General features: G+C 59.5%; 22 protein-coding genes and 1 pseudogene. 15 read left to right on the top strand and 8 right to left on the bottom strand.

Annotated elements, in window-relative coordinates:
• Positions 1-14: 14 nt before the first annotated feature.
• A complete protein-coding gene (locus MA884_RS01215; RefSeq protein ID WP_256228765.1) occupies positions 15-2372 on the top strand; it encodes an RND family transporter in 2358 nt (785 codons plus the stop codon).
• A 76-nt stretch (positions 2373-2448) separates the two neighbouring features.
• Here MA884_RS01215 and MA884_RS01210 read toward each other — a convergent pair whose 3' ends face one another.
• Positions 2449-3351, bottom strand: a complete 903-nt coding sequence (locus MA884_RS01210) for a LysR substrate-binding domain-containing protein (protein WP_256228573.1) — start codon at positions 3349-3351, stop codon at positions 2449-2451.
• A 240-nt stretch (positions 3352-3591) separates the two neighbouring features.
• Between MA884_RS01210 and MA884_RS01205 the strand changes: the two genes are divergently transcribed.
• The 11 genes and pseudogenes from MA884_RS01205 to MA884_RS01160 all read left to right on the top strand — a co-directional run bounded on the left by MA884_RS01205 (position 3592) and on the right by MA884_RS01160 (position 13119).
• Positions 3592-4437, top strand: a complete 846-nt coding sequence (locus tag MA884_RS01205; RefSeq protein WP_256228572.1) for a transporter substrate-binding domain-containing protein — start codon at positions 3592-3594, stop codon at positions 4435-4437.
• Positions 4438-4450: 13 nt separating this feature from the next.
• Positions 4451-5113 (top strand): amino acid ABC transporter permease, encoded by a 663-nt coding sequence (locus MA884_RS01200; RefSeq protein WP_256228571.1) that lies wholly within the window; start codon positions 4451-4453, stop codon positions 5111-5113.
• A 7-nt stretch (positions 5114-5120) separates the two neighbouring features.
• Entirely contained in the window at positions 5121-5840 is a 720-nt protein-coding gene (locus MA884_RS01195) for an amino acid ABC transporter permease (protein WP_256228570.1), read from the top strand.
• Positions 5810-7312: an argininosuccinate lyase gene (gene argH / locus MA884_RS01190; RefSeq protein WP_256228568.1), complete on the top strand. Its 1503-nt coding sequence runs from the start codon at positions 5810-5812 to the stop codon at positions 7310-7312. Before MA884_RS01195 ends, argH begins: the two co-directional genes overlap by 31 nt.
• Positions 7309-8049: an amino acid ABC transporter ATP-binding protein gene (locus MA884_RS01185; RefSeq protein WP_305518211.1), complete on the top strand. Its 741-nt coding sequence runs from the start codon at positions 7309-7311 to the stop codon at positions 8047-8049. Before argH ends, MA884_RS01185 begins: the two co-directional genes overlap by 4 nt.
• Positions 8050-8082: 33 nt before the next feature.
• Positions 8083-8847, top strand: coding sequence for an amino acid ABC transporter ATP-binding protein (locus MA884_RS01180; protein WP_305518209.1), 765 nt, complete (start codon positions 8083-8085; stop codon positions 8845-8847).
• Between the two features lie 158 nt (positions 8848-9005).
• Positions 9006-9431 (top strand): DUF2231 domain-containing protein, encoded by a 426-nt coding sequence (locus MA884_RS01175; protein ID WP_256228567.1) that lies wholly within the window; start codon positions 9006-9008, stop codon positions 9429-9431.
• Positions 9428-10720: a sorbosone dehydrogenase family protein gene (locus MA884_RS01170; protein WP_256228565.1), complete on the top strand. Its 1293-nt coding sequence runs from the start codon at positions 9428-9430 to the stop codon at positions 10718-10720. Before MA884_RS01175 ends, MA884_RS01170 begins: the two co-directional genes overlap by 4 nt.
• A 168-nt stretch (positions 10721-10888) precedes the next feature.
• Positions 10889-11656 (top strand): annotated as a pseudogene (locus MA884_RS27920) (PAS domain-containing protein); the annotation flags it as partial.
• 93 nt (positions 11657-11749) lie between these two features.
• Positions 11750-12244 (top strand): methyl-accepting chemotaxis protein, encoded by a 495-nt coding sequence (locus MA884_RS27915; protein ID WP_371134715.1) that lies wholly within the window; start codon positions 11750-11752, stop codon positions 12242-12244.
• A gap of 95 nt (positions 12245-12339) precedes the next feature.
• Positions 12340-13119, top strand: a complete 780-nt coding sequence (locus tag MA884_RS01160; protein ID WP_256228562.1) for an EAL domain-containing protein — start codon at positions 12340-12342, stop codon at positions 13117-13119.
• Positions 13120-13195: 76 nt separating this feature from the next.
• Here MA884_RS01160 and MA884_RS01155 read toward each other — a convergent pair whose 3' ends face one another.
• Complete coding sequence (locus MA884_RS01155) at positions 13196-13594, bottom strand: VOC family protein (RefSeq protein WP_256228559.1); 399 nt, start codon at positions 13592-13594, stop codon at positions 13196-13198.
• Positions 13595-13661: 67 nt separating this feature from the next.
• A complete protein-coding gene (locus MA884_RS01150; protein WP_256228558.1) occupies positions 13662-14654 on the bottom strand; it encodes a DMT family transporter in 993 nt (330 codons plus the stop codon).
• Between the two features lie 92 nt (positions 14655-14746).
• On the opposite strand from MA884_RS01150, the gene MA884_RS01145 reads away from it, so the two are divergent.
• Positions 14747-15655 carry a LysR substrate-binding domain-containing protein gene (locus tag MA884_RS01145; RefSeq protein ID WP_256228761.1) on the top strand — a complete coding sequence of 303 codons (909 nt, stop codon included), beginning with the start codon at positions 14747-14749 and terminating at the stop codon, positions 15653-15655.
• Between the two features lie 46 nt (positions 15656-15701).
• On the opposite strand, the gene MA884_RS01140 is transcribed toward MA884_RS01145, so the two are convergent.
• Entirely contained in the window at positions 15702-16658 is a 957-nt protein-coding gene (locus MA884_RS01140) for a DMT family transporter (protein ID WP_256228557.1), read from the bottom strand.
• Between the two features lie 75 nt (positions 16659-16733).
• On the opposite strand from MA884_RS01140, the gene MA884_RS01135 reads away from it, so the two are divergent.
• On the top strand, positions 16734-17588 hold the full coding sequence (locus MA884_RS01135; protein WP_256228556.1) for a LysR family transcriptional regulator: 855 nt from the start codon (positions 16734-16736) through the stop codon (positions 17586-17588).
• A 27-nt stretch (positions 17589-17615) separates the two neighbouring features.
• Here MA884_RS01135 and MA884_RS01130 read toward each other — a convergent pair whose 3' ends face one another.
• Positions 17616-19331 carry an amidase gene (locus MA884_RS01130; RefSeq protein WP_256228759.1) on the bottom strand — a complete coding sequence of 572 codons (1716 nt, stop codon included), beginning with the start codon at positions 19329-19331 and terminating at the stop codon, positions 17616-17618.
• Between the two features lie 266 nt (positions 19332-19597).
• Between MA884_RS01130 and nhaA the strand changes: the two genes are divergently transcribed.
• Complete coding sequence (nhaA, locus tag MA884_RS01125; protein ID WP_256228555.1) at positions 19598-20791, top strand: Na+/H+ antiporter NhaA; 1194 nt, start codon at positions 19598-19600, stop codon at positions 20789-20791.
• Between the two features lie 108 nt (positions 20792-20899).
• On the opposite strand, the gene MA884_RS01120 is transcribed toward nhaA, so the two are convergent.
• The 3 genes from MA884_RS01120 to MA884_RS01110 form a co-directional block, all read right to left on the bottom strand.
• Positions 20900-21751: a universal stress protein gene (locus tag MA884_RS01120; protein ID WP_256228554.1), complete on the bottom strand. Its 852-nt coding sequence runs from the start codon at positions 21749-21751 to the stop codon at positions 20900-20902.
• A gap of 11 nt (positions 21752-21762) precedes the next feature.
• Positions 21763-23250: a SulP family inorganic anion transporter gene (locus MA884_RS01115; RefSeq protein ID WP_256228553.1), complete on the bottom strand. Its 1488-nt coding sequence runs from the start codon at positions 23248-23250 to the stop codon at positions 21763-21765.
• Between the two features lie 330 nt (positions 23251-23580).
• The gene (locus MA884_RS01110; protein WP_256228552.1) at positions 23581-24666 is read right to left on the bottom strand and encodes an NAD(P)/FAD-dependent oxidoreductase; all 1086 of its coding nucleotides are present in this window, start codon (positions 24664-24666) and stop codon (positions 23581-23583) included.
• Positions 24667-24689 lie beyond the last annotated feature (23 nt).

Raw genomic sequence — 24689 nt, 5'->3', positions numbered from 1 at the left:
CGCGTTCCGGAAACATGGGCGAACGGGCGATCTTCAATCATCGCCCCTGGGTGATTCTGCTCTGCCTGTTGGCCACCCTGGTGCTGGGTTACCAGGCCAGCAAGATCGGCCTCAATGCCAGTTTCGAAAAAACCATTCCGACGTCGCACCCGTACGTCGCCAATTTTCTTGAGCGACGCAGCGAATTGAGCGGCCTGGGTAACTCAGTGCGCATTGCCGTGGCAGTCAAGGACGGCAGCATTTTCGACAAGGACTACCTCGATGTTCTCGCCAGGCTCAACGACGAGATCTATTTGCTGCCGGGCGTCGACAAGCCCTATATGAAGTCGCTCTGGACGCCGACCACGCGCTGGACCGCGGTGACGGAGGAGGGGCTTGATGGCGGCACGGTGATCCCGGACACCTATGACGGTTCTGCGGCCAGCCTGGAGCAGGTGCGCACCAACGTCGCCCGCTCCGGCGAGATCGGCCAACTGGTGGCGGGCAACTTCCAGTCCAGCGTGATATTCGTGCCACTGCTGGAAATCAATCCCGTGACCGGCAAGGCGCTGGATGCCGGCGAGTTCTCCCGGCAACTGGAAGCGTTGCGCGACAAATACCAGAGCGATCGAATCCAGATTCACATCACCGGGTTCACCAAGATCATCGGCGATTTGATTGCCGGGCTGGTGCAGGTCATGCTGTTTTTCGTGGTGGCCGTGCTGGTGACGGTCGTGGTGCTCTACTGGTACACCCGTTGCGCCCGCAGCACTGCATTGGTGGTGCTGTGCTCCCTGGTGGCGGTGCTCTGGCAGGTCGGCCTGCTCGCCAGCCTCGGTTACGACCTGGATCCTTATTCGGCGCTGGTGCCTTTCCTGGTGTTCGCCATCGGCATGAGCCATGGCGCGCAGAAGATGAACGGCATCATGCAGGACATCGGCCGCGGTACGCACCGGGTCGTCGCCGCGCGTTATACCTTCCGCCGCTTGTTTGCCGCCGGCATGACCGCGTTGCTCTGTGATGCGGTGGGTTTCGCGGTGCTGATGGTGATCAAGATCCGCGTGATCCAGGACCTGGCGATTACCGCCAGCATCGGCGTGGCGGTGCTGATTTTCACCAACCTGATCCTGCTGCCGATTCTGCTCAGTTATATCGGTGTCGGCGCGAAGGCGGCCGAGCGCAGTTTGCGGGCCGAAACCGCCGAGTTGAAAGCAAACGTCAAGCATCCGCTCTGGAGTTTCCTCGACCTCTTCACCCGGCGCTCCTGGGCTTATGGGGCCTGCCTGGTGGGCCTGGCGCTGGCGGTCGGCGGTTTCGCCGTCAGCCTGCACTTGAAAATCGGTGACCTGGACCCCGGCGCCCCGGAGCTGCGTCCAGACTCGCGCTACAACCGCGATGCGGCCTTCATGACGCAAAACTACGCGGCCAGTTCAGACATTTTCGTGGTCATGGTCAAAACCCCGGAAGACCAGTGCACCCGCTATCCGACCCTGGCGGCGGTGGATGCCTTGGCCTGGCAACTGGAGCAGTTGCCAGGTGTCGAGTCGACCAACTCCATGGCCGCCCTGAGCAAGATCGCCGCCGCCGGGTATAACGAGGGCAACTTCAAGTGGTACGAGTTGATCCCCAACGACGGGGCTCTCGGCGCGGTACAGACCCGTGCGCCACGTGAGCTGTTCAATCAGGGGTGTTCATTGCTCTCGCTTTACGTGTACCTGGCCGACCACAAGGCCGACACCCTGGAGCGGGTGGTGCAGACCAGCGAAGCCTTTATCGCCCAGCAGCAACTGCCGGACGTGAAGTTCATGCTCGCCGCGGGGAGCGCCGGAATCGAGGCGGCCACCAACATTGTGGTGAAGAAGGCCATGCGCGAGATGCTGTTCTGGGTCTACGGTGCCGTGATCCTGCTCTGCTGGGTGACCTTCCGTTCCTGGCGTGCGGTGCTCGCCGCGGTGCTGCCGCTGATGCTCACCTCGATCCTCTGCGAGGCGCTGATGGTTGGCCTGGGCATGGGCGTGAAGGTGGCCACCTTGCCAGTGATCGCCCTCGGGGTGGGCATCGGTGTCGATTACGCGCTTTACGTGCTGAGCGTGATCCTGACCCACATGCGCGCCGGCGCCTCGCTGTCCGAGGCCTATTACCGCGCGCTGCTCTTCACTGGCAAGGTGGTTCTGCTGACCGGCATCACCCTGGCTATCGCCGTGGCGACCTGGGCTTTCTCGCCGATCAAGTTCCAGGCCGACATGGGCATCCTGCTGGCCTTTATGTTCCTGGTGAATATGCTCGGTGCGCTGATCCTGTTGCCTGCACTGGCGTACTTCCTGTTGCCGCAACGGCTGTTCGCAAAAAAGCCTGAGGCTGCCGGCGTGTTGCAGCCGGTCAGGGAGGGTTGACTGACGGCGCGCTGGCAACCGAGCGGCCTGACCAAGGCAAGCCAATGCGGCTTGCCTGACAGCGGCGGGCGGCCCGTCACTGCCAGTCTTTCGCCGCGTTGGCGAGCATTTCATGGATCAGTTGTCCGAACCGCTGTGTAAGCAGGCTTTGCGGCCGGTCTGCCGGTAACAGCAGGTAGGTCGAGAAGCGTATCTGTGGGCGAAAGGGGCGGGTTTCGATACCGGTGTGCAGGTATTCCAACGCCACGATCGGGCTGACGATGCTCACGCCCAGACCCAGTGCCACCAGCGAGCAAACGGTGGCGGCATAAGGCGTTTCCAGGTTCAGCTTTCGATGCCCCCTGTCTTCGGGAAACGCCCGATCGACCCGAGCGCGTGAACCGTCATTCTGCGACAGCGAAATGAACTCCTCGCCTTTGAGGTCTTGCGGACCGACGCTGGTCAACGCGCTCAGTCGATGACCTTTGGGAAATACACAGACGCCGGGCACGTCGCAAATCGCCTGGGTTGTCACCCCCGGCATATCTTCACCGACATACGACGCCAGGCCCAGGTCGCAGAACTGCGAGGCGACCCAATGCGCAACCATCGGTGAGTCATTGGTATGGAGCGAGATCGCGACGTCGGGGGTTTCCTGGCGAAAGCGCTGGACCACCCGCGGCAACACGGTCAATGACAGCGAAGGAACGGCAGCGATCCGCAATCGTCCTGTACCTGCCAGCCGGATGTTCTGTGCGGACCTCTCAAGGCTATGCAGGCCGATGAAGGCCCGCTCGACATCGGCGAACAACGCGGCTCCTTCGGCGGTGGGTAACAGACGACCGGCGACCCGTTCGAACAGCTTGAAGCCCGCGTTGCGTTCCAGTTGCGCTACCAGTCGGCTGATGTTGGGCTGGGAGGTGTGCAGGGACTCGGCCGCGGCGGTCATCGAGCCGCTCAACATGACCGCGCGAAAGGCTTCGACTTGTTTGAAGTTCATGGCTTCCCATATCAATTCGGTATGAATGACTGACGAATTGTCATTTGTTTGCATGAGCTGGAGGCTTTATAAATCTTTTACATCGTCGTGAACGCGAAGGCGGGACGCGATGCAGTTCGAGCATACGGCAGTCATAAGCATAAAAAAACGCCGCTCTTTATCTCATTTCTGCCCTTGTATTTCATGGTGTCGTTTAGCGTTCAGCGCCGATCGATGCCGATATGTAAACCAGGAGGCATCATGTCGTTTTCATTCAAAATTCTTGGCAGTACGTTGGCGTTCTCGTGCCTGGCGCTGGGTGGTCTGGCGCAGGCCCAAACAGTCGTGCTCCCTGCGGTTCCCGATGAAATCAAGGAGGCCGGTCAACTGCGCGCCGGTGTGCGTTGCGACCAACCGCCCTATGGTTTTCAGGACAACAGCGGTCAATTCGCCGGGGTCGAAGTGGAGATGGCCAAGCAGGTTGCGCTGTGGGCGTTGGGTTCCAAAGACAAAGTGTCGTTCACCTGCGTCACAGCTGAAAACCGCGTTCCGCAGTTGCTGGGTCGCAAGGTCGATTTCCTGATCGCAACGCTGGGCGTCACGCCCGAACGTCTTCGGGTTATCGACTTCAGTACCCCGTACCGGTGGGGCGCCAGTGATGTGGTGGTGAAGAAGGATAGCTCGATCAAGAAGATCGCTGACCTCAAGGGCAAGACCCTCGCCACCCTCAAGGGCTCGGTGCAAGCCAAGTGGTTCGAAGACCATATGCCGGACGTCAAGACCCTGCGCATGAACAGCGCGGCAGATGCCCTGCAGACCTTCCGCCAGGGACGTGCCGATGCCTATACCCATGATGCCGCGACGCTTGTCGTGGTGGCGGACAATGACAAAGACGCGCGGCTGCTCAATGAGCCATTCCAGATTTCCGATGCCGCTATTGGTGTGCGCAAGAACGATGAGCAATGGCGCGACTACCTGAGCGCCGCGGTTGCGCGCATGCACGAAGAGAAGCTCTTTCGTGGCTGGATCCAGCAGTTCGTGCCGCAGAACATCCAGGGCTACTACATAAGCGTCTTCGAGCAGGCCAAGCCTGCCGAAGCCCTTTGACCGGGCGTCGCTCATGGATTTCGATTTCAACTATCTGCTGGCCCAGTGGCCGGCGCTGCTCGAGGGCGTGTTGATGACGCTGCGAGTATCGGTACTGGCCATTGCCTGCTCGTTGCTCATCGGTGTGCTCGGTGGTGCAGCGCGGGTGATGAAGGTGCCGGTGCTGGCTCAGGTCATGGTGGTGTACGTGGAATTGATCCGCAACACGCCGATCCTGGTGCAGCTGTTCTTCATTTTCTACGGGCTTCCCGCCATCGGTATGGGGCTGTCGCTGTTCTGGTCCGGCGTATTGTGCCTGTCGCTCTGGGCCGGGGCCTATCAGATCGAGAACGTGAGGGGTGGGCTGGCCACGGTGGAGCCTGGCATGCGTGAAGCGAGCCTTGCACTGAGCCTCAAGCCGGCGCACTACTTTTGTCTGGTGGCCTTGCCTATTGCGTTTCGAACCAGTCTTCCAGCGGTGTTGAATACTTCGATTTCGTTGCTCAAAAACTCTTCCTACCTGCAGGCCATTGGTCTTGCCGAGCTGACCTTCGTAGCGGTGGATCGCATCGCCACGGATTTTCGCGCCATCGAAATGTTCAGCGCGATCTGCGTGATTTACCTGGCGCTGGTAGGGGTTCTGGCGCTGTTGACAGGAAGGCTCTCGGCCCGTTTGCAACGACCTTTCCAGCACTGAGGCCTCAATGAATTTTCTAATCGAAAACTGGGCCTTTGTATGCAAAGGCCTGTGGATGACCCTGCGCCTGGCGCTGGTGGTGCTGCTGTTCACCACGCTGATTTCCGTTGTTCTCGGCGTACTGGCGACACTGAAGAACCGTCTGTTGTGGTGGACGATTCACGCTTATGTCGAGCTGTTTCGCTCGATTCCGTTGATCGTCAATGTGTTCTTCATCTTCTTCGGCGCGCCGATGCTGGGGCTGGATCTGAGTCCATTCGCGGCGGTGACCACTGGCCTGACCCTTTGGGGTAGCGCCAATGGCATCGAGATTGTGCGCGGCGGCCTGGAGTCGGTGGCCCGGCACCAATGGAAGAGCGCCTGGGCGCTGGGACTACGGCCCTGGCAGATCTATCTGTACGTGATCGCACCGCAGTCGATGCGCGCCATCCTGCCTGCCTATACCGGCCTGCTCACCATGCTGGTCCAGGCCACGTCACTCGGGGCGCTGGTGGGTGTCAGCGAGTTTCTCAAGGTCGGCCAGATCATCATCGAACGCGACACTGTCATGAGCGGCGTGAGCCCTGCGTTCACCGTCTACGGCCTGGTGTTGCTGGTGTATTTCATCATCTGTTCACTGCTGAGCTGGCTCAGCCGTTATCTCGAACGTCGACTGGGTCGCCCAGTGACGCGTGCCACTCCTAAAGAGGTTCCAACATGCAAACATCCAAAGTCAGCCGACGCCTGAAGGAAGCCACCGCCCCGCAAGTCAACGAGTACATCTATCGGCCGCGGCTGCAGGGTTTTGCCGAGGGGTTCGACATCCTGGGCAACATCAATAAAGCCCACATCGTGATGCTTGCCGAGCAAGGGCTGATCCGCGACGAGCATGCTGCGGTCTTGGCCCGGGGCGTTCTCGACATGGAGCAAGCCGGGCCTGGCGAGGTGACGCTTGATCCGTCCCGTGAAGATGCCTATTTCAACTACGAAGCACACCTGATCGGGCTGATCGGCACCGACATCGGCGGTCGCCTGCACACCGGGCGCAGCCGCAACGACATCCTGGCCACCCTGGACCGGTTGCGCTGCCGTGAAGTGCTGATGGATTTGATCGATGCGTTGCTTCAGGTCCGGCAGACAGCTATCAATAACGCCGAGGTGTTCGCCGATGTGGTAATGCCGGGCTATACACATCTGCAGCCCGCGCAGCCAATCACCTACGGCTATTACCTTTCGGCGGTGGAACAGGCCCTGGCTCGCGATTGCCTGCGCCTGACCCAGACTCTGGAATCCATGAACCAAAGCCCTCTGGGCGCGGCGGCCTTCGCCGGTACGCCCTTCAACATTGATCGCGGGCGCACCGCCGAACTGCTAGGGTTCGACGGTTATCTGGATAACGCCCTGGACGCGGTCGGCTCGCGGGACTTCATTCTGGAAAGTCTGTCGCACCTGAGCTTATTGGCGGTGTTCTGGAGTCGCGTGGCCCAGGATTATTTCGTCTGGAGCACCCACGAATTCAGCCTGATCGACTTTCCCGACAGCGTGGCTGCCACGTCGAGCATCATGCCTCAGAAAAAAAATCCCACGGTGCTGGAGTACCTTAAGGGCCGCAGCGGGCACATCGTCGGTTTACTGATGGGGGCGAGCATCAGTATCAAGGGCAGTAATTTCTCCCACACCGGCGACGGCAATCGTGAGGGCACCCGTGGGTTCTGGGAGGCTGCCGAAGAGAGCTTGCGCTGCCTGAAACTGTTGGAGCTAGTGTTGCGCACCGCGACGCCGAACATCGAGTTGGCGGTGCGCCGTGCCGGCGAGGACTTTTCTACCGCTACCGGCCTGGCTGACCTGATCGTGCAGCACGCCGATTTGTCGTTCCGCGAGGCCCATCACGTGGTGGGTGGGGTTGTGCGCATGGCCATGGATGCGGGAATGCTGGCGCACCAGATCGATACCACCATGCTCGACACATGTGCCATGGAGCAACTGGGGCATGCGCTGAATTTGCCTGCCCACAAAGTGCGAGATTGCCTCGATCCGACTGCCAACGTACAGGCGCGGACTTCCGCCGGCGGGCCATCGATGTTGTCACTCAAACCCAGCCTGCTTCGAGCCAATAACCGTATCGCCAAGGAGCTTGATGCCAATCAGGCCCGTCGTGACCGTCTGGCGGCGGCCCATGACCGTTTGCAAGCCGCCACCCGGGCGCAGGCAGGCTTATGAGTACGATGCTGACGGTACGCGGACTGCACAAAAAATTCGGTGATCACGAAGTGGTCAAGGGTGTGGATATGGACGTTGCCGAAGGCGAGGTGGTGGTCATCATCGGCCCCAGCGGTTCAGGAAAGTCCACGTTCATCCGGTGCCTGAACAGCCTCGAAGCGCCTTCTGCAGGCACGGTGGTGATTGGCAACGGTGAGTCGGTCAAGGCTGGGGATCGCAAGGCGCTGGCGAAGCTGCGCGAGGAGGTGGGCATGGTGTTCCAGGATTACACCTTGTTTCCCCACATGTCGGTGATGGCGAACATGATCCTGGCACCGGTCAAGCTCAAGCGCGCATCAAAGGCTCAAGCGCAGAGCCATGCGTTGGCGCTGCTCGAGCGTGTAGGGCTACGGCACAAGGCCGACGGCTATCCGTCAGAACTGTCGGGTGGGCAGCAACAGCGGGTGGCGATCGTCCGCGCATTGGCCATGAAACCCAAGTTATTGCTGTTTGATGAGCCCACTTCGGCGCTGGACCCGGAAACCGTTGGTGACGTGCTGAACGTGATGAAAGGGCTGGCCGGTGAAGGCATGACCATGATCGTCGTGACCCATGAAATGGGTTTTGCTCGTGAGGTGGCGGATCGGGTGGTGTTTTTCGATGACGGACGAATAGTCGAGACCGGGCCGCCGTCACAGATATTTACCGAGCCCAAAGAAGCCCGGACACGACAATTTTTACAGGCGGTTCTTCACTAGGACGAGCTGGGTCTTCTGCATGGGAGTTTTGTGATGAGTGAAATTTTCAATCAACCTGCGGGCGCCGACGCCATGATTCGCATGGAAGGCGTACACAAGTGGTACGGTCAGTTCCATGTGCTCAAGGACATTAACCTGAGCGTGCGTCAGGGCGAGCGGATCGTACTGTGCGGCCCTTCCGGTTCCGGAAAATCAACGACTATTCGTTGCCTGAACCGCTTGGAAGAGCACCAGCAAGGCAGCATCGTCGTGGACCGCAGCGAGCTGACTTCGGATCTGAAACAGATCGAAGCGATCCGCCGTGAAGTCGGCATGGTGTTCCAGCACTTCAACCTGTTCCCGCACCTGACCATCCTGCAGAACTGCACCCTGGCGCCGATGTGGGTACGCAAGATGCCCAAGCGCAAGGCCGAGGAAATCGCCATGCACTACCTGGAGCGCGTGCGCATTCCAGAGCAGGCGCACAAATATCCGGGCCAGCTCTCCGGCGGCCAGCAGCAGCGTGTGGCCATCGCCCGTGCCCTGTGCATGAAACCGAAAATCATGCTGTTCGACGAACCGACTTCGGCACTTGACCCGGAAATGGTGAAAGAGGTTCTGGACACCATGATCGGCCTGGCCGAAGACGGCATGACCATGCTTTGCGTGACCCACGAAATGGGCTTTGCCCGCACCGTGGCCAACCGCGTGATCTTCATGGACAAGGGGGAAATCGTCGAGCAGGCCGCGCCGAACGAATTCTTCGACAACCCGCAGAATGACCGCACCAAGCTGTTCCTGAGCCAGATTCTGCATTGATCGCTTCAAAGCAGGTTAAGCAATAGCGACATGAAATATCGGGAACTAACGCTTTAACGGCACGATCCCTTTCCTTGTGCGTAATCAATACGACCCTGATCGGCCGATCTATCCGTCATGAACATCGGTCCCGGGTCGCTGAACCATAAGGAGGCCCCATGACCGTTACTGCTCAGCCCTACTACAGAGCCACGCCAGGCCCGCTTCACGCGATCTTGCTGGGCGGCACCGTTGCGCTGTTTCTCGCAGCGTTACTGAGTGACATTGCCTACTACAAGACCTACCAGATCCAGTGGAGCAACTTCGCCTCCTGGTTGATTGCCGGTGGGCTGGTTTTCGGCGGGTTGGCGTTGCTGTTCGCCCTTATCAATCTGATTCGGGCGGACCACAAGGCAGGGCGCCCCTTGATGTATCTGCTGTTATTGCTGGTCACTTGGGTGTTGGGGCTGGTCAACGCCTTCGAGCATGCAAAGGACGCTTGGGCTGCTATGCCCATGGGTTTGGTGCTGTCTGTCATCGTGACCCTGCTGGCCAGTGTCACGGCGTGGACAGGGCTCACCCTGCGTTCGGGAGGTGTGCAATGAGGCATTCGATCGCACTGACTGCCTTGAGCATGGCGCTGTTACTCAGCGCCTGTGGGGGTGAAGGGGACGCCACCCAAGCACGCGGCCCGGACCCCAAACTGCCGGAGCCCCAACGCGGGCTGTTGCCCAGCATGAAAATTGCCGAGCCGACACAGTGGGGCGAGCAGAAGCCAACGGTACCCCAGGGATACACGGTCGCGGCCATCGCGACCGACTTGAGAATTCCGCGCCAGACCCTCGTCCTGCCCAACGGAGACATTCTAGTGGCCGAAGGCCGTGGGGGTAACGCAGCAAAGCTCAAGCCCAAGGACGTGATCGCCAGCATGATCAAGGCGCAGGGCAACACCCAGGTCAAGGGCGGAAATCGCCTGACCCTGCTGCGTGACGCCGATGGGGACGGCACCTACGAACTCAAGACCGTATTCGCCGAAAATCTCAATGCGCCGTACGGCCTGGCTTTTGCCGATGGCAAGTTATACGTGGCCAATCAGGATGCCTTGGTCCGCTTCGATTATGAAGAAGGCCAGACCAAGGCCGGCGGTCCGCCGACCAAGGTCACTGACCTGCCGTCCGAGATCAACCACCATTGGACCAAGGCCCTGACGGTCAGTCCCGATGGGCGCTTCCTATACGTCGGCATCGGTTCCAACAGCAACGTTACCGAGCGCGGCATGGAGGTCGAAATTGACCGGGCCATGGTGTGGCGGATCGACGCCGAGACGGGGGCCCACAAGCCTTACGCCACCGGCCTGCGTAACCCGACGGCGTTGACGATACAGCCTGAGTCCGGGCAGTTGTGGGCGGTGGTGAACGAGCGTGATGAACTGGGCCCCGACTTGGTACCCGATTACCTCACTTCGGTGCGCGAGGGCGCGTTCTACGGCTGGCCCTACAGCTATTGGGGCCAGAACGTCGATCCGCGCGCGCAGCCGCAGAACCCGGACAAGGTGGCCGCCGCAGTCAAACCGGATTACAGCCTGGGGTCGCATGTGGCCGCGCTGGGTGTCGATTTCTCCCTGCCTGCGATGGGTGAGCAATACGCCGAAGGCGTATTCGTTGGCGAGCACGGCAGTTGGAACCGTGACAATCCGGTGGGCTACAAAGTTATCTTCGTACCCTTCAGCAACGGTCGCCCGACGGGTGAGCCGGTTGACTTCGCTACGGGTTTTCGGGGTTCCGACGGCAAAACTCGTGGGCGGCCTGTCGGTGTCACGGTCGACCCGCGCGGAGCCCTGATCATTGCCGACGATCTTGCAAATACGGTGTGGAGGGTGACGCGTAATCAATGAGCCCGTGCTTAGAGGCGTAAAGTCGCCGGCGCCAAGGATGTCGCCGAGGACTTAAAGCGGTTTATTTGGCGTCAAAACATAATTATTCACGCCGTATTTAGCCTTCTGTTAACTCGCCGATATCCTCAATAAGGTCCGATCGATTGAAGGGTTCATCGAGGGTATGTCATGTTTAATTCAACGCTGAAAAGTGAACTGACAGCTAGGACAGCTGAATTGGCAACATACAAAGGATTGATTGGCGCTCTGGAGCGGTCGATGGCTGTTGTTGAGTTCAGCCCCGATGGCAAGGTATTGCGTGCCAACGAGAACTTCTTGAACACGATGGGGCATCGGGCAGATCAACTGGCCGGTATGTCTCATCGGGATTTCTGCACGCCCGCGCTCGTCAGCAGTGCAGAGTATCGTCAGTTCTGGGACCGGCTGCGGGCCGGTCAATTCGTATCCGGCACTTTTCAGCGAGTCAATGGCCAGGGACGGACAGTCTGGCTGGAGGCCAGCTATAACCCTGTGGTGGACGAGCAAGGCCGCGTTGTAAAAGTGGTCAAGTATGCACTCGACGTCACTGCGCGGGTGGCAAACGAGGCGCAAACCCAAGGTAAGCTGGCCGCGCTTGATCGCGCTATGGCGGTGATCGAATTCGATCTGACCGGCAACATCCTGACCGCTAACGACAACTTTCTCAGCGTCATGAATTACTCACTGGCGGAGCTAAAAGGCAAGCACCACCGGCTGTTCTGCGAGCCGGAGTTGGTGAGCAGCGCCGAATACAGCGATTTCTGGCGTCGCCTCAATAGCGGTGAGTTTTTCAGTGGTCAATTCAAGCGTCTGGGCAAGCACGGCAAGGTCGTTTGGCTGGAGGCCAGCTACAACCCGGTCTACGATGCCGAAGGCAAGCTGAGCAAAATCATCAAGTTCGCCAGTGACATCAGCGAACGGGTCGAGAAATTCGAAGAGGATTCGCGCGGTGCTTCCCGTGCCTACCACATCTCTGCCGAGACCGAGAAAGTCGCCGAGCAGGGCTCGCAAGTGATCCAGCAGACGGCCAGGGAAATGCGCCAGATCGCTGACAATATCGGGGCCTCTGCACGATTGGTCGGCCAGTTGGGCGCTCGTTCAGAAGAGATCACGGCGATCGTCAATACCATTCGCGGCATTGCCGACCAGACCAATCTGCTTGCCCTTAACGCGGCCATCGAAGCGGCGCGGGCCGGCGATCAAGGCAGGGGGTTTGCGGTTGTCGCCGATGAGGTCCGGCAACTGGCCGGACGCACCAGCCGTTCGACGGCCGAGATTGCCGAGATGATTGGCCTGATTCTTTCGGAAACCCGTGACGCCGTCGCCAGCATGACAGTGACCCAGGAGGGCGCCCTGCGTGGTGTAACCCTGGCTGATCAGGCGGGATCGGTTATCTTGCAGATCAGAACCGGCACCAGTGACGCGCTCGAAGCGGTGAGCATGTTTGCTTCGAAGCTCGATGAGTCCGAGGTCATCCCGAAAACGGCCATCGGCTGGGTAGGTTGATGCGTATTGAAGGTTGCCTCGCCGTTGGCCAGTGAAGTCGACTACAGTTCCTTGCAAGTGCAGGGGATGCCCCGTTAAGCAACGGAATACTGATCATGACCCAAGACTCCTCCGATCCAGCCTTCAAATCCCTTGGTTGCGCCGAATGCCGCAACCATGAGGCGCTGGGGTTCGATTTCACAATGGCCTTCCAACCCATCTTCAATGTGCGAACGCGCACTGCGTTCGCCTATGAGGCGTTGGTGCGGGGTGTCAATGGCGAATCGGCAGGCTACATTCTCGGGCTGGTCAATGACAGTAACCGCTACCGGTTCGACCAGGCGTGCCGTGTGAAGGCGATCGAGGAAGCCGCCAGGCTGGGCATTCTGGACATTGCCGATTGCTTGCTCAGCATCAATTTTCTGCCCAATGCCGTGTACAGGCCCGAGACCTGTATACGGGCAACCCTGGAAGCGGCGCGTCATACAAACTTCCCGCCAAACCGACTCATGTTCGAAGTGACGGAAGGCGAGAAGGTGGTAGATCCTGACCACCTCAAGTCGATTTTCGTGGAATACGAGCGCCAGGGTTTCACCACCGCCATTGACGATTTCGGCTCCGGTTACTCAGGACTCAATCTGCTGGCCATGTTTCAGCCGCAAGTGCTGAAGATTGATATGGCGTTGACCCGCACGATTGATCAAGACACCGTCAAGCAGGCGATTGTCGAGGGCATTGTCCTGGTCGCCAAGCGCTTGGGTATTACCGTCATAGCCGAGGGTATTGAGACGCGTGGAGAACGCGCAGCGCTCCTGGACCTGGGTATCGATCTGATGCAGGGCTACCTGTTCGCAAGACCCGCGGTCGGTCGCCTCCCGCCTGGCAGTTTTGACTAGCGGTCTGGGCCTGCCGGTTGTGCGAATCCGGCAGTCTGTGCGATCGCATGCCGAAGGCTCGCATTATGACGGTCGATTAATCCGATGCCGGCTCATGACAGCAGACACACAGCTTGTTGCCGTCGAGGTCTCGAAAATAGGCGCCGTAATAGTCGGGGTGGTAATGGGGCCTCAATCCAGGCGCTCCCTCACACGTTCCTCCCAGGGCCAGCGCCATTGCGTGGCTGCGTGCGACAAGCTCCCGGCTGGGTGCCAGCAGCGCCACCATCTGACCGTTACCGGGCGCGCTTGGGTTGCCGTCAAATGGTTTTCCAATCACGAAGATCGGCCGAGGCGAGCCCTCGCAAACCCAACCGGCCCAGCCTTTAGTGGCGTCGCAGAACTTCAACGTAAGGCCCAGCCCGGCCATTATCTTTGAATGGAAAGCGAACGCGCGGTCGAAATCGCCTATGCCTAAGAAAACGTGAGAGATCATGCTGGCTATCCTTGCAGTCAGGGAATCGAATGAGTCTGGCGCGAAACGATGATCAGTGAAAGATGCATCACCGGGTGCGCCTGGCGATGTACTCATTGTGTTGGACGCGGGCGATCGATTCCCTGGGTGTCAGGATGATACGAACAGCCACAACTACACCGATAAGAACACCGGCAAGGCCAGAGATTTCCCAAAGTGTGGGCAGCCGCTGATGAAACGCCAGGCCCAGTACCGTCGCGAAGAGCGACTCCAGGGATATCAGTTGCCCGCTAAGGACCATGGGCAGGCGGCGGGACGCGGCATTCCACGCCCAGGCGCCGACGACAGACGACATCAGCGCGATAAAGAACCCCCAGGCATACACATGTCCAGCCAGAGAAATACTGAAGCCCAGACTCGGCAGTTTCAGAAGATCAAGCGCCTGTACGGCAGGCAGGGCGATCAAGGTGCCCAACCCCGCGCCTGCCATCATCAGGCCGGTCCAGGCCCCTGATGCGTTGACGGCAAGTTTGGCCACGGCCCTTTGATTCAACGCGGCGAATGCGAGCCACAGGACAACAGCACTGATTGAGAAGAACAGCCCCTTACGCCAGGAACTGTCGCCAGTTAGGGGGTGATTGAGACTGCCGACGTTCAACAGCAACAGGCCGCCTGTCATCAGTGCCAGTGGTATCGCGAGCTTGCGCCATGCGATGGTTTTGCTGGTGGCGTTGCCGAGCACGGCCTGCAGAAGCGGCACCATACCAATGAGCGCCGGGGTCAGTACCGGCCCGCCATAAATCACCCCGGCGGCAATGCAGGTGCTATATCCGAGGTATCCGATAATCCCCAGGCTTGCGCCAAGAAGCTGCTGTTCGCGGCTCAGGGATCGAAGCTCGGCTCGATAAAACACCAAGACACCCGCACCCAACGTACCGGCGATCAGAAACCGAACAGTCATCAAGTCGTAGATCGAATAGGCACCGGTGACGTAGGGCGCAACGAAATTCAAGGCCCAACTCAGAGTGGCGATGACGGCAAGGGCCACGCCTGCGGTGGTGTTTGAGTCTCTCATGAGCATCGGTCTATCCACGGGAACATTCAGCTCATGTTGCACAGCGTCAAAGCTATGCTACAAACGAGTTCTCAGCCTCGGATGCATTACCGGTGATTATGAATACGCTTGGAAAGTCTTTACCGCCGCTTGCCAGTTTGTTGCCCTTTGAAGCAGCGGCCCGGCTGGAGAGTTTTTCCAAGGCCGCCGAGGAACTGCACATTACCCAAGCGGCGGTCAGTCGGCAGATACGGGGACTGGAAGAGAGCCTTGGGCTCAAGCTCTTCAGTCGCCGCAACCGCGCAGTGTTTCTAACCCAGGAAGGACGCGAGCTAGGGCGTGTGGTGAGCAGCGCCTTGCGAAGTATCAGCGATGTCGCCGACACCCTTCGTCAGACGCCTGGCAAGCACCGTGTCGTGCTCCTGTGCCAATTGTGCGAAGCGTTCTACTGGCTGATGCCGCGCCTTTCGTCATTCCACCAGCAATACCCTGAGATCGAAATCCAGGTAGCCACTTCAACCCGGCCGCTGACTGAGTTCAATGAGCATTTTGACGTGGCCTTACAAAGCACTGGGCGTCCCAGTGGTGCGCATGTTCTGGTCTTTACCGCGACCGATGAGGTGTTTCCGGTGTGCAGTCCTCATTACCTCAATGTCCAAGCGCCCATGCAGGTCAGTGAGCTGGCCCGCTACACGCTTCTGCACCATCGCACCACGCCGCCTCAATGGATGCAGTGGGGGAGTTGGCTAAAGGCGTTCGGACAAATACCGGAGGGTGATCTTCAAGGCACTGTATTTGACAGCTATCCCTTGATGCTTCAAGCAGCAGTCGAGGGGCACGGAATTGCATTGGGATGGCGCCGCACCGCCGCAAGGTTGATTGAACGTGGGGCTCTGGTGAGGCCTTGCGCGCAAAGTGTTCCCTTGCCTGAGGCGATCTCGGTTTTCAGAAGTTCGCAGGGTGGCGATCGGGTTGAGGTCAGAGCACTGATTGAGTGGCTTGAGGGTGAGTTGGAAAGTGAAGACTGACAGCTATGAAGCGCTGTCGAGTCCCGCTGCAATGGAGTGACTACGGTTACGAGGCCCTGCCGGCCGCTGGCCGCCGCGCCTGCCGGGCTTCGGTGCGCACCACCAGCCAGATACCGATTCCGGACACCGCCATGCCCGACACCATCTGCCAGGAAAGTGGCTCGTTGAACATGGCCCAGGCCCACAGCATCGTAACGGGTGGGCTGAGGTACAGGATGCTGGCGACCCGCGTGGCTGTCGCGCGGCGCAGACACAGCCAGTAGAGCCCATATCCGCCAATCGTAGACAAGCCCGCGGTCCACAGGACACTCAGTGCAAAACCTGTGCTGGGTATCGGCGCGAGGCTGCCTTGTACGCCTTCGACGAGAGCGAATGCAAAGCCCGAAACGCAGCATTGCAGCCATAGGTTGGGCAGTAGTCCCAGGGACTGCGATGGCGGGAGATACTTTTGCCACAATGTCGCGATGGCGAGTGAAAGCATGCCAAGCAGCGGCAGGGCATAAGCCCACAAGGGTGCATCGCCCCAGGCCAATGCGCCGTGGGTCACCAGCGCGGCACCGGCCAGGCCGGTGACCAGACCTGCCCAGACTCGCCAGGCCAGTCGCTGCTTCAATAGGCCTGCGGCCAGCAGAGCCAGCCCAATGGGCAGCAAGTCAGCGAACAGGGCGGCAAGTCCCGTTGGCACACCCAAAGCAATGCCTTGAGTGATACCCGCCAGATAGCCCGCCATGGCCAGCAGGCCAATGCCTGCGTTTTTCAGAAGCACGCCAGGCGAGGTTCGCCGCAGCTTCCTGGCGACAAACGGGAACAGGACGAGTGTGACCAGCACGCAGCGCCAGAACACCACCAGTAACGGCGGCGCGTAATCAAGTGAGAAACGCGCACCGATGAACCCTGAACTCCAGGTCACCACCAGCGCCGCCTCGAGTAAGACAAGGGGTATCGCCTGGTGCCACTCAGGTTTGGATAGGGAAGGGCATGAGATCGATCGGTACGGGTTCATGCCCCACAGGCTACGAAAGCAGGGTAATCTAATAAATCAAAATATAGTGCAGAAGTCGTTCACAAAGGTTGAATTATGCCGGCCATACTCGATATTGAACTGATACGGACTTTTCATGCGGTGGCGCGCATAGGGAAATTCAGCGCGGCGGCGGAGCAACTGCACAAAAGCCCGGCAGCGGTGAGCGTGCACATTCAGCGGCTGGAAACGGTCGCCGGCGGACGGTTGCTCAACCGTGACAATCAGGCGGTTTCCCTGACCGCACTGGGCAAGCGTTTGCTCCTGTCCACCACAGAGTTGCTCAGCACCCACGACCGGGTGCTGGCCGACCTGCATGGAACCCGCCTGGCGGGGCGCATCACCTTGGGTGTGCCGGATGAATATGCGGACCATGTCATCCGCGACATCCTCCCGACATTCACCGCCGCCTGGCCGAACGTGGTATTGGAGCTCAGGACGGGGCCGAGCTATGCGCTACGTGACCAGGTTCAACGTGAAAAACTCCAGGCTGCGGTGATTGCTCGTCCGAAGGAGCAGCCGGGCGCAGAGTCTCTGCTGCTAACCTCCACGACGCCTGTTTGGGTTGGCCCGATCAATAGCGTGATTGCCTCGACGCAACCGCTACCACTGGCCGTGCATGCGGCGCAGTGCCCTTACCGACAAGCCATGATGGACGCGCTGAAGCAATGCGCTCGCAAATCGCGCATTGTCCTGGAAAGCCCTTCCACGCAGGCCGTCAAGGCGTGTGTGGAGGCGGGCTCGGCGATCAGCCTGATTGACCGCGCCCGGGTGACGGACAAGATGCAGATCCTCGATGATCTGCCCCTGGTGCCGGAGCACGAGGTGGTGTTCATTCGAGCGCAGGCTTCACATGCCAATGAGGTGGTGAGCCTGCTCTCCCGGGCCATGCAGCAATACTTCCGGCTTTGATGAAAGGGTGGCGCAACCCCGCCATATTTATTTTTTATCGCCCGACAACGGCGGCGTCCGTGGCGGGATCATCCGTTTGGAACCCACCGACTCAAACGCCGAAGCCAGGCGCAACAGGGTCGAATCGTCATAGGCCCGTCCGGCAAACGTCAGCCCCACGGGCATGCCGATGTCCGCCATCACGCCCATCGGCACAGTCACGGTGGGCACGCCCAGGTGCCGGATGGCGAGGTTGCCATTGGCGACCCAGACCCCGTTGCTCCAGGCGATATCGGCGGACGCCGGGTTGATATCAGCATCTGCGGGGCCAACGTCGGCGACTGCCGGGAATATCACCGCATCGAGCCCAAGCCGATCCATCCAGTCTTCAAGATCGATTCGACGTGTCTGTTCAAGGCCCTGCAGTCCGTCCGCCAGGGTGGGGATCTGGTCCCACGGCGTAATGCCGCGCTCGGCCATCCTGACGTATTCATCCATGCCGGCGGCAAGGTCGTCCTCGCGATTGGGCAGAGTGCCCGGGTCGTGGGGGAATATCAGCGGCCCGTCGACATCGGCCAGGCGATCGAGTTTTGGATCACCGTTGGCCCGCAGAAAATCATCGAACGCCCAGGCCGACAGGTCCCACAACTCATGGTGCAGGAACTCCTTGGACACCAGGCCCCGGGTAAACACGGTCGGTGCGCCCGGGCGATCACCTTCGCAATTGGACACCAGCGGAAAATCGACCTCAACCACTTGCGCGCCGCAGGCTTGGAGCGTCTTGCGGGCGTCTTCCCACAGCGCCATCACCGAGGCACGGGTGTTGATTCGCTGCCCCGTCGGCCCGCCAATGCCGGGAGCCTCAGCCGTGCCCGCTTCGGAATCGGCGTTGATGTACATGCGCGGAACACCGAAGCAGATCCCCGCGAGCGCCTCCTTGTGGGCGGCAAGGCCTGGGTATGAGATGGGGCGAACCGAGTCGACAGGCGGAAGGGGTACCCAGGGTTGCATGCGCCACAGATCGCCCCGGGTGTCAGGATCATCCACCACCACGACGTCGAGCACTTCGAGAAGATCCGCCATCGTCCTGGCATAGGGCACGACAACGTCCATCGTTGGCGTCAACGGCCAGTTGCCGCGTACCGAAATCACGCCGCGCGAAGGTGTATAGGCGCACAACCCGTTGTTCGAGGCTGGGCCTCGGCCGCTCGACCAGGTTTCTTCGGCAAGGCCGAACGCGGCGAAACTGGCTGCGGTGGCAGTGCCTGCACCGTTCGAGGAGCCCGATGCGAAAGGCGCGGTGAGGTAGTCCGCGTTATAGGGGCTTTCAGCCCGGCCATACACCCCGCGCTGCATGCCGCCGTTGGCCATCGGGGGCATATTGGTCTTGCCCAGGCAAATCGCCCCGGCGGCGCGAAGCCGTTCGATGGTGAACGCATCGCGATAAGCGATCAGGCTCGCGAACGCCGGACTGCCAGAAGCGGCTGTGAGCCCCTTCACCAGATAACTGTCCTTGGCGGTATAGGGAATGCCATCAAGGGGACCCAGGGTTTGCCCCTTGGCGCGACGGGCATCGGACGCCTGTGCTTCTTCCAGGGCATCTGGATTTCGCACAACCACAGCGTTGAGGGCGGTGGACGTGTCGGCGCCGTCGTAGGCATCGATCCTGGCAAGGTAAGCCTGGACGAGCTCGACCGCGGTCGTCTGACCGGCTTGGAGTGCTGCGCGCAGTTGTGCGATGGAGACTTCGGTGATTTCGATCATGCTGTTACCGTAGCGGCTGACTGGGGGCGTGACGCGCGAGGCCATTCAAACTGGATCTTGGACACTTCAGGTATCTCAAAGTGGGTTCTCATGTCGGTGGCATGCACTTTACTACGGGATAACCGCCATAGGGCCTAATTAGAAAACCGCCCACCCTCGGGCAGTACCTTTTGTATAGAATACGGCCCAAGGGTGTCACCGCAAACCGCGGCAGGGCAGGTTTAATCAAGCGCAGGTCGGGCCGCCAGCGCGGAGTCGCTGTGCCTATGAGTCCGGAACCGTTGCGCCTGAATAATAAAAGTGAGTCACCTTCCGCCATGGCTTTCCTCTCCCGTTTTTTCGCCGCTGAATCCGCCGGTGGCCTGATCCTGATGGCTTCCGCCCTGGCCGCGCTGATCGTGGCCAATTCGCCCTGGTCAGAAGTGTACTTCTCCACGCTGCACATCAAAGCCCTGGGGCTTTCGGTGGGGCACTGGATCAATGATGGCCTGATGGCTCTGTTCTTTTTACTGGTCGGCCTTGAGATCAAGCGTGAAATGCTTGAAGGTCAGTTGTCGAGCTGGGGTCAACGGGCCCTGCCGGGATTTGCGGCGCTGGGCGGCATGCTGTTGCCGGGCCTGATCTACGTGGCGATCAACTGGGGCAATGCGCAGACTTTGGGCGGCTGGGCGATTCCCACCGCGACTGACATCGCGTTTGCTTTGGGGGTGCTGTCGCTGCTTGGCAAGCGTGTGCCCATTTCCTTGAAAATCTTCCTCTCCGCGCTGGCGATCCTGGATGACCTTGGGGCCGTCCTCATCATCGCGATCTTCTACACCAGCGATTTGTCGGTGAACATGTTGCTGGCGTCCCTGGGCGTTACGGCACTGCTGGTGGTACTCAACCGGTGCGGCGTCAAACGGCTGTTTCCCTATGTGATAGCCGGTGCACTGCTCTGGTATTTCATGCTGCAATCGGGCATCCATGCGACGTTGGCCGGGGTCATTCTTGCCCTGTGTATTCCGCTGGGGGACTCCAACGAAGGAGGGTGGTCGCCGCTGCTCTACCTCGAAGAAAAGATGCATCCGTGGGTGGCTTATGCGGTCGTGCCCATCTTCGGTTTCGCCAACGCCGGTGTATCCCTGGCTGGTATTTCGCCGAAGAACCTGATTGATCCCGTACCGATGGGCGTGGCGATGGGGCTGTTGCTGGGCAAACAGCTCGGGGTATTCGGGCTGGCAGCGCTGGCCATCCGTTTCGGCCTGGCCAAACTGCCTGAAGGGGCCAGATGGTCGCAGATGTACGGCGTGGCGCTGTTGTGCGGGATCGGATTCACCATGAGCCTGTTCATCGGTGCGCTGGCATTTCCCAATGCGCCGCACCTGGTCGATGAGGTCAAGGTCGGTGTGCTGCTGGGCTCCACCCTCTCGGCCATCATCGGCGTCATGTTGCTGATGAAGGTAGGCCCCAAGAAAAACTGATGTGAAGCGCGGCAGGGGCATTGTCCATGCCGCGTTATCCAGCTCATCTCGTTTGGGTCAACCACAGTATGTCGCGTTAGCAGCGATGCTGTGGTTTATAGCGTGAGATCAGCGGAGCAACAGGACAGGCACGGTAGCTGTTCGAAGCATTGTCGTGGTTGTGCTGCCTACCAGAAATTGCCTGATGCGTGAGTGTCCGTAGGCACCCATGACCAGCAGATCAATGCCGTGCTCCGCCTGATAAGCGTGCAGGGCCGTCTCCACCTCGCCTTGGCGGATCTGCGCCTGGACGACGAAACCTGAAGAAAGCAGCATGTTGCGTGCTTTCTCCAGCGCCTCTCGATTGCTTTCAGATTCCGCGCCAACCATGACAAGGTGCAGCGGTAAACCTTCGCAAAGTGGGCTGGCTGCGAGCATTTGCACGGTTTTGTAGGCTGTGGGGCTGCCGTCAAAGGCAAACATCACTTTTCCAGGTTCTTTATAGCCACTGGCGGTGATCAGGATGGGCCGGTGAAGGGTCCGTACTACCGCCTCGATTTGGCTGCCCAGGCTGTGTGCGTTGCGCGTGCTGTCTTCACCCACTTTGCCGATGACCAACAGCCGAATGTCGTCCTGAAGATCGTTCAGACTTTCGACCAAATGTCCGTGACGCTGTTTCAGCTCAGGAATGGCGGCCCCGCCAATGACCGTTCGCTCCCTGGCCTTTTCAAGCATGTCCTGTCCCTGTTCCAGGGCCAGCCTGGCGCGCCGGGCATCCAGCGTAGCCAGTTCCTCCAGCAGGTGTTCTCGGCTGCCCAGGCCAATACTTCCACTCAGGTCTGCGCCTGCCGGGTACTTCTCTTCATCCAGCACGTGCAGCAAGGTGAGAGGCGCATCGAGTCGTTGCGAGGCCCAAACTGCGTAATCGCAGACCGCCACAGAGGATTGTGAGTTATCAATGCATGCCATTACGTGGGTCATTGTCGATCTCCTTAGTGGCTCATGAGTTTGTCGATGGCGTCAGGTTTGTCATGCACGCCAAAGCGGTCAACGATGGTGGCGCTGGCTTCATTCAAACCCAGCACCTCGACCTCGGCGCCTTCACGACGGAACTTGATAACCACCTTGTCCAGCGCTGCAACGGCAGTAATGTCCCAGAAATGCGCCTGGGTCAGGTCGATGGTGACTTTCCTGAGTGCTTCCTTGAAGTCGAAGACATCGGTGAATTTGTCCGCAGAGCTGAAGAACACCTGACCCACAACCCGGTAGGTGCGGTGCGAGTCTTGCTCTTCAAGACTGCTTCTGATGTCCAGGTAATGTCCGACTTTGTTGGCAAAAAACAGTGATGCCAGCAACACGCCCACCAGTACCCCGTAGGCCAGGTTATGCGTTGCCACGACCACCACGACAGTCGCGACCATGACGATGTTGGTCGACAGGGGATGTTCTTTGAGATTGCGCAGGGAGTCCCAGCTGAAGGTGCCGATGGACACCATGATCATCACCGCAACCAGTGCCGCCATTGGGATTCTGGAAAGCGATTCCCCCAGGAACACCACCATCAGTAACAGGAAAATACCCGCACACAAGGTGGACAGGCGGGTACGGCCACCGGACTTCACGTTGATGATCGACTGGCCAATCATGGCGCAGCCCGCCATGCCACCCAACATCCCGGCGGCGATGTTGGCAACACCTTGTCCCTTGCATTCGCGGTTTTTGTTGCTGCTGGTATCGGTCAAGTCATCCACGATGGTGGCGGTCATCATCGACTCGAGCAGGCCCACGACGGCAAGGGCAGCCGAGTACGGAAAGATGATGCGCAGGGTTTCGAAGTTCAGTGGCACTTCAGGCCACAGGAAAACCGGCAATGTGTCCGGCAGTTGACCCATATCCCCCACGGTGCGGATATCCAGCCCCAGGTAGATGGCAATGGCGGTCAGGGTCAGGATGCACACCAGCGGCGAGGGGATCAGCTTGCCGATTTTCGGTACATACGGAAACAGGTAGATAATTCCCAGGCCCGCAGCGGTCATCGCGTAGACGTGCCAGGTGACGTTGGTGAGTTCAGGCAATTGCGCCATGAAAATCAGGATCGCCAGCGCATTCACAAAACCGGTAACGACCGAACGCGAAACAAAGCGCATCAGTGAGCCGAGCTTCAGATAACCCGCGAGGATTTGCAGTACCCCGCAGAGCAGGGTGGCCGCCAGCAGGTATTGAAGACCGTGTTCTTTAACCAGGGTGACCATCAGCAGCGCCATGGCGCCGGTCGCCGCCGAGATCATGCCCGGACGGCCACCCACGAAGGCAATGACGGCGCAGATACAAAAGGAGGCATACAGACCGACCTTGGGGTCGACGCCAGCAATGATAGAGAAGGCAATGGCTTCCGGGACCAGCGCCAAGGCGACCACCAGACCTGCCAGCACGTCTGCACGGACGTTGGAAAACCATGTTTGTTTGAGTGATTGCAGCATCAGGATATCCAGGGCAATGCACCGCACGCACACCCGTTGAAGGGTGAGCACGTCGATACGAATTCAAGTTGTATGGATTATTTTGCTGTGTGCTTAAGGTGTAGGACCGGGCATGCAGCAGTGCACATCCGCGAGCGAAACCGGCGGAAGCAAGGTGTTGCGAGGAGGCGTAGCGCTAAGGCGGCGTAGGCAGCCAGTTGGAGCAGGGCAAGGTATTTCCTTCGATGGATCGTAAATCGAAGCCGTGATCATACCCGCCAGCGTCGCTCATGCACAATCGGCAGGGGGAGTCCAATTTCCCCCAGGATATAGAGCCGCGGCGCAAGAGGTTCAGTTTTGCGCCAAGAGTGCGCGAGCGGCATCCGGGTTGCGAAGATGGTCAAGCAAGTGTGGCAGCAGGTGCCCGGCATCTGGCCCGACGCCTCTTAAGGTTGCAGAGGCAAAATTGCGTTGCTTGGGAAGGCCTACGAAGTACAAGCCGGGAATATGCATGGCGCGTCCGTTGCGCTGCGCCACATGGCCTTTTTCGTCCAGCACCGGCAGGCCTTCAAGAAACGGCAGGTTCGGACGAAATCCTGTGGCAAACACCAGGGTATCAACGGCTTCGTACTGCCCGTCGCTCCAGATAATGCCGGTTGAGGTGACCTGGGTGAACATGGCGGCCTGATTGAAATACCCGGCTTTCAACGCCTTACGGTAAGTGCCGTCATCCAGTACTGGTGTGCTTTGGTCGTTCAGCCAGCGGGTTTTTCCCAGACCTGTCCATTTCAACCAGGTATGAAAATCTGCCCCCAATATCCGTTGGGGCGCGAACCGAATGGCTTCGCGTGTGGCCAGCGTAACGCTGGCCACGTTGGCCAAATCGTAAGCGATCTGCACCGCGGAGTTCGCAGCGCCGACCACGACGATGCGTTTTGCCCTGAAGGGCTCCGCATGTCGATATTCAGCACTGTGAAGCTGAGTGCCGTTGAAGCTCTCAAGTCCCTGAATATCAGGTGTGTAGGGACGGCTGAAGGCGCCGGATGCCACGACCAGTGCTCTTGCCAGAAAGTGTTGTCCGTTGGTCGCGGTTATTCTGAACCCTTCATTGACCTGATCTACTCGCGTGGCTCGAACCCCTTGGCGGATCGGTAGCTGGAAGAATTCGGCATATTCCTCGAGGTAGCGCACCACTTCATCGCGAGTAGAGTAGTGACCTGGAGCTGCGGGAAATGGCATTCCCGGTAGAGAGGAGTAGGCAGCAGGCGAGAACAGTTCGAGGCTGTCATAGTAGTTACGCCAGTTTCCGCCCGGTTGCAGTTGCTCGTCGAGGATAAGGAAACTCAGCCCCTGGCGTTTCAAGTGCCAACCGGTGGCCAGTCCTGCCTGGCCAGCGCCAATGACAACGACATCGACTAGCTGCTCTATTTTGTTCATATGTGCGCACCTATACACGGATT

Source organism: Pseudomonas sp. Q11, from assembly GCF_024494355.1.
Taxonomy (GTDB): Bacteria; Pseudomonadota; Gammaproteobacteria; order Pseudomonadales; family Pseudomonadaceae; genus Aquipseudomonas; species Aquipseudomonas hefeiensis.
Note: the sequence above shows the minus strand (reverse complement) of the source record. Positions and strands in the feature narration are given on the sequence as shown.

Excerpts from the sequence above, each read along its gene's own strand:
- MA884_RS01215 (WP_256228765.1), top strand. The coding sequence starts at position 15 with ATGGGCGAACGGGCGATCTTCAATCATCGCCCCTGGGTGATTCTGCTC.
- MA884_RS01210 (WP_256228573.1), bottom strand. The coding sequence starts at position 3,351 with ATGAACTTCAAACAAGTCGAAGCCTTTCGCGCGGTCATGTTGAGCGGC.
- MA884_RS01205 (WP_256228572.1), top strand. The coding sequence starts at position 3,592 with ATGTCGTTTTCATTCAAAATTCTTGGCAGTACGTTGGCGTTCTCGTGC.
- MA884_RS01200 (WP_256228571.1), top strand. The coding sequence starts at position 4,451 with ATGGATTTCGATTTCAACTATCTGCTGGCCCAGTGGCCGGCGCTGCTC.
- MA884_RS01195 (WP_256228570.1), top strand. The coding sequence starts at position 5,121 with ATGAATTTTCTAATCGAAAACTGGGCCTTTGTATGCAAAGGCCTGTGG.
- argH (WP_256228568.1), top strand. The coding sequence starts at position 5,810 with ATGCAAACATCCAAAGTCAGCCGACGCCTGAAGGAAGCCACCGCCCCG.
- MA884_RS01185 (WP_305518211.1), top strand. The coding sequence starts at position 7,309 with ATGAGTACGATGCTGACGGTACGCGGACTGCACAAAAAATTCGGTGAT.
- MA884_RS01180 (WP_305518209.1), top strand. The coding sequence starts at position 8,083 with ATGAGTGAAATTTTCAATCAACCTGCGGGCGCCGACGCCATGATTCGC.
- MA884_RS01175 (WP_256228567.1), top strand. The coding sequence starts at position 9,006 with ATGACCGTTACTGCTCAGCCCTACTACAGAGCCACGCCAGGCCCGCTT.
- MA884_RS01170 (WP_256228565.1), top strand. The coding sequence starts at position 9,428 with ATGAGGCATTCGATCGCACTGACTGCCTTGAGCATGGCGCTGTTACTC.
- MA884_RS01160 (WP_256228562.1), top strand. The coding sequence starts at position 12,340 with ATGACCCAAGACTCCTCCGATCCAGCCTTCAAATCCCTTGGTTGCGCC.
- MA884_RS01155 (WP_256228559.1), bottom strand. The coding sequence starts at position 13,594 with ATGATCTCTCACGTTTTCTTAGGCATAGGCGATTTCGACCGCGCGTTC.
- MA884_RS01150 (WP_256228558.1), bottom strand. The coding sequence starts at position 14,654 with ATGCTCATGAGAGACTCAAACACCACCGCAGGCGTGGCCCTTGCCGTC.
- MA884_RS01145 (WP_256228761.1), top strand. The coding sequence starts at position 14,747 with ATGAATACGCTTGGAAAGTCTTTACCGCCGCTTGCCAGTTTGTTGCCC.
- MA884_RS01140 (WP_256228557.1), bottom strand. The coding sequence starts at position 16,658 with ATGAACCCGTACCGATCGATCTCATGCCCTTCCCTATCCAAACCTGAG.
- MA884_RS01135 (WP_256228556.1), top strand. The coding sequence starts at position 16,734 with ATGCCGGCCATACTCGATATTGAACTGATACGGACTTTTCATGCGGTG.
- MA884_RS01130 (WP_256228759.1), bottom strand. The coding sequence starts at position 19,331 with ATGATCGAAATCACCGAAGTCTCCATCGCACAACTGCGCGCAGCACTC.
- nhaA (WP_256228555.1), top strand. The coding sequence starts at position 19,598 with ATGAGTCCGGAACCGTTGCGCCTGAATAATAAAAGTGAGTCACCTTCC.
- MA884_RS01120 (WP_256228554.1), bottom strand. The coding sequence starts at position 21,751 with ATGACCCACGTAATGGCATGCATTGATAACTCACAATCCTCTGTGGCG.
- MA884_RS01115 (WP_256228553.1), bottom strand. The coding sequence starts at position 23,250 with ATGCTGCAATCACTCAAACAAACATGGTTTTCCAACGTCCGTGCAGAC.
- MA884_RS01110 (WP_256228552.1), bottom strand. The coding sequence starts at position 24,666 with ATGAACAAAATAGAGCAGCTAGTCGATGTCGTTGTCATTGGCGCTGGC.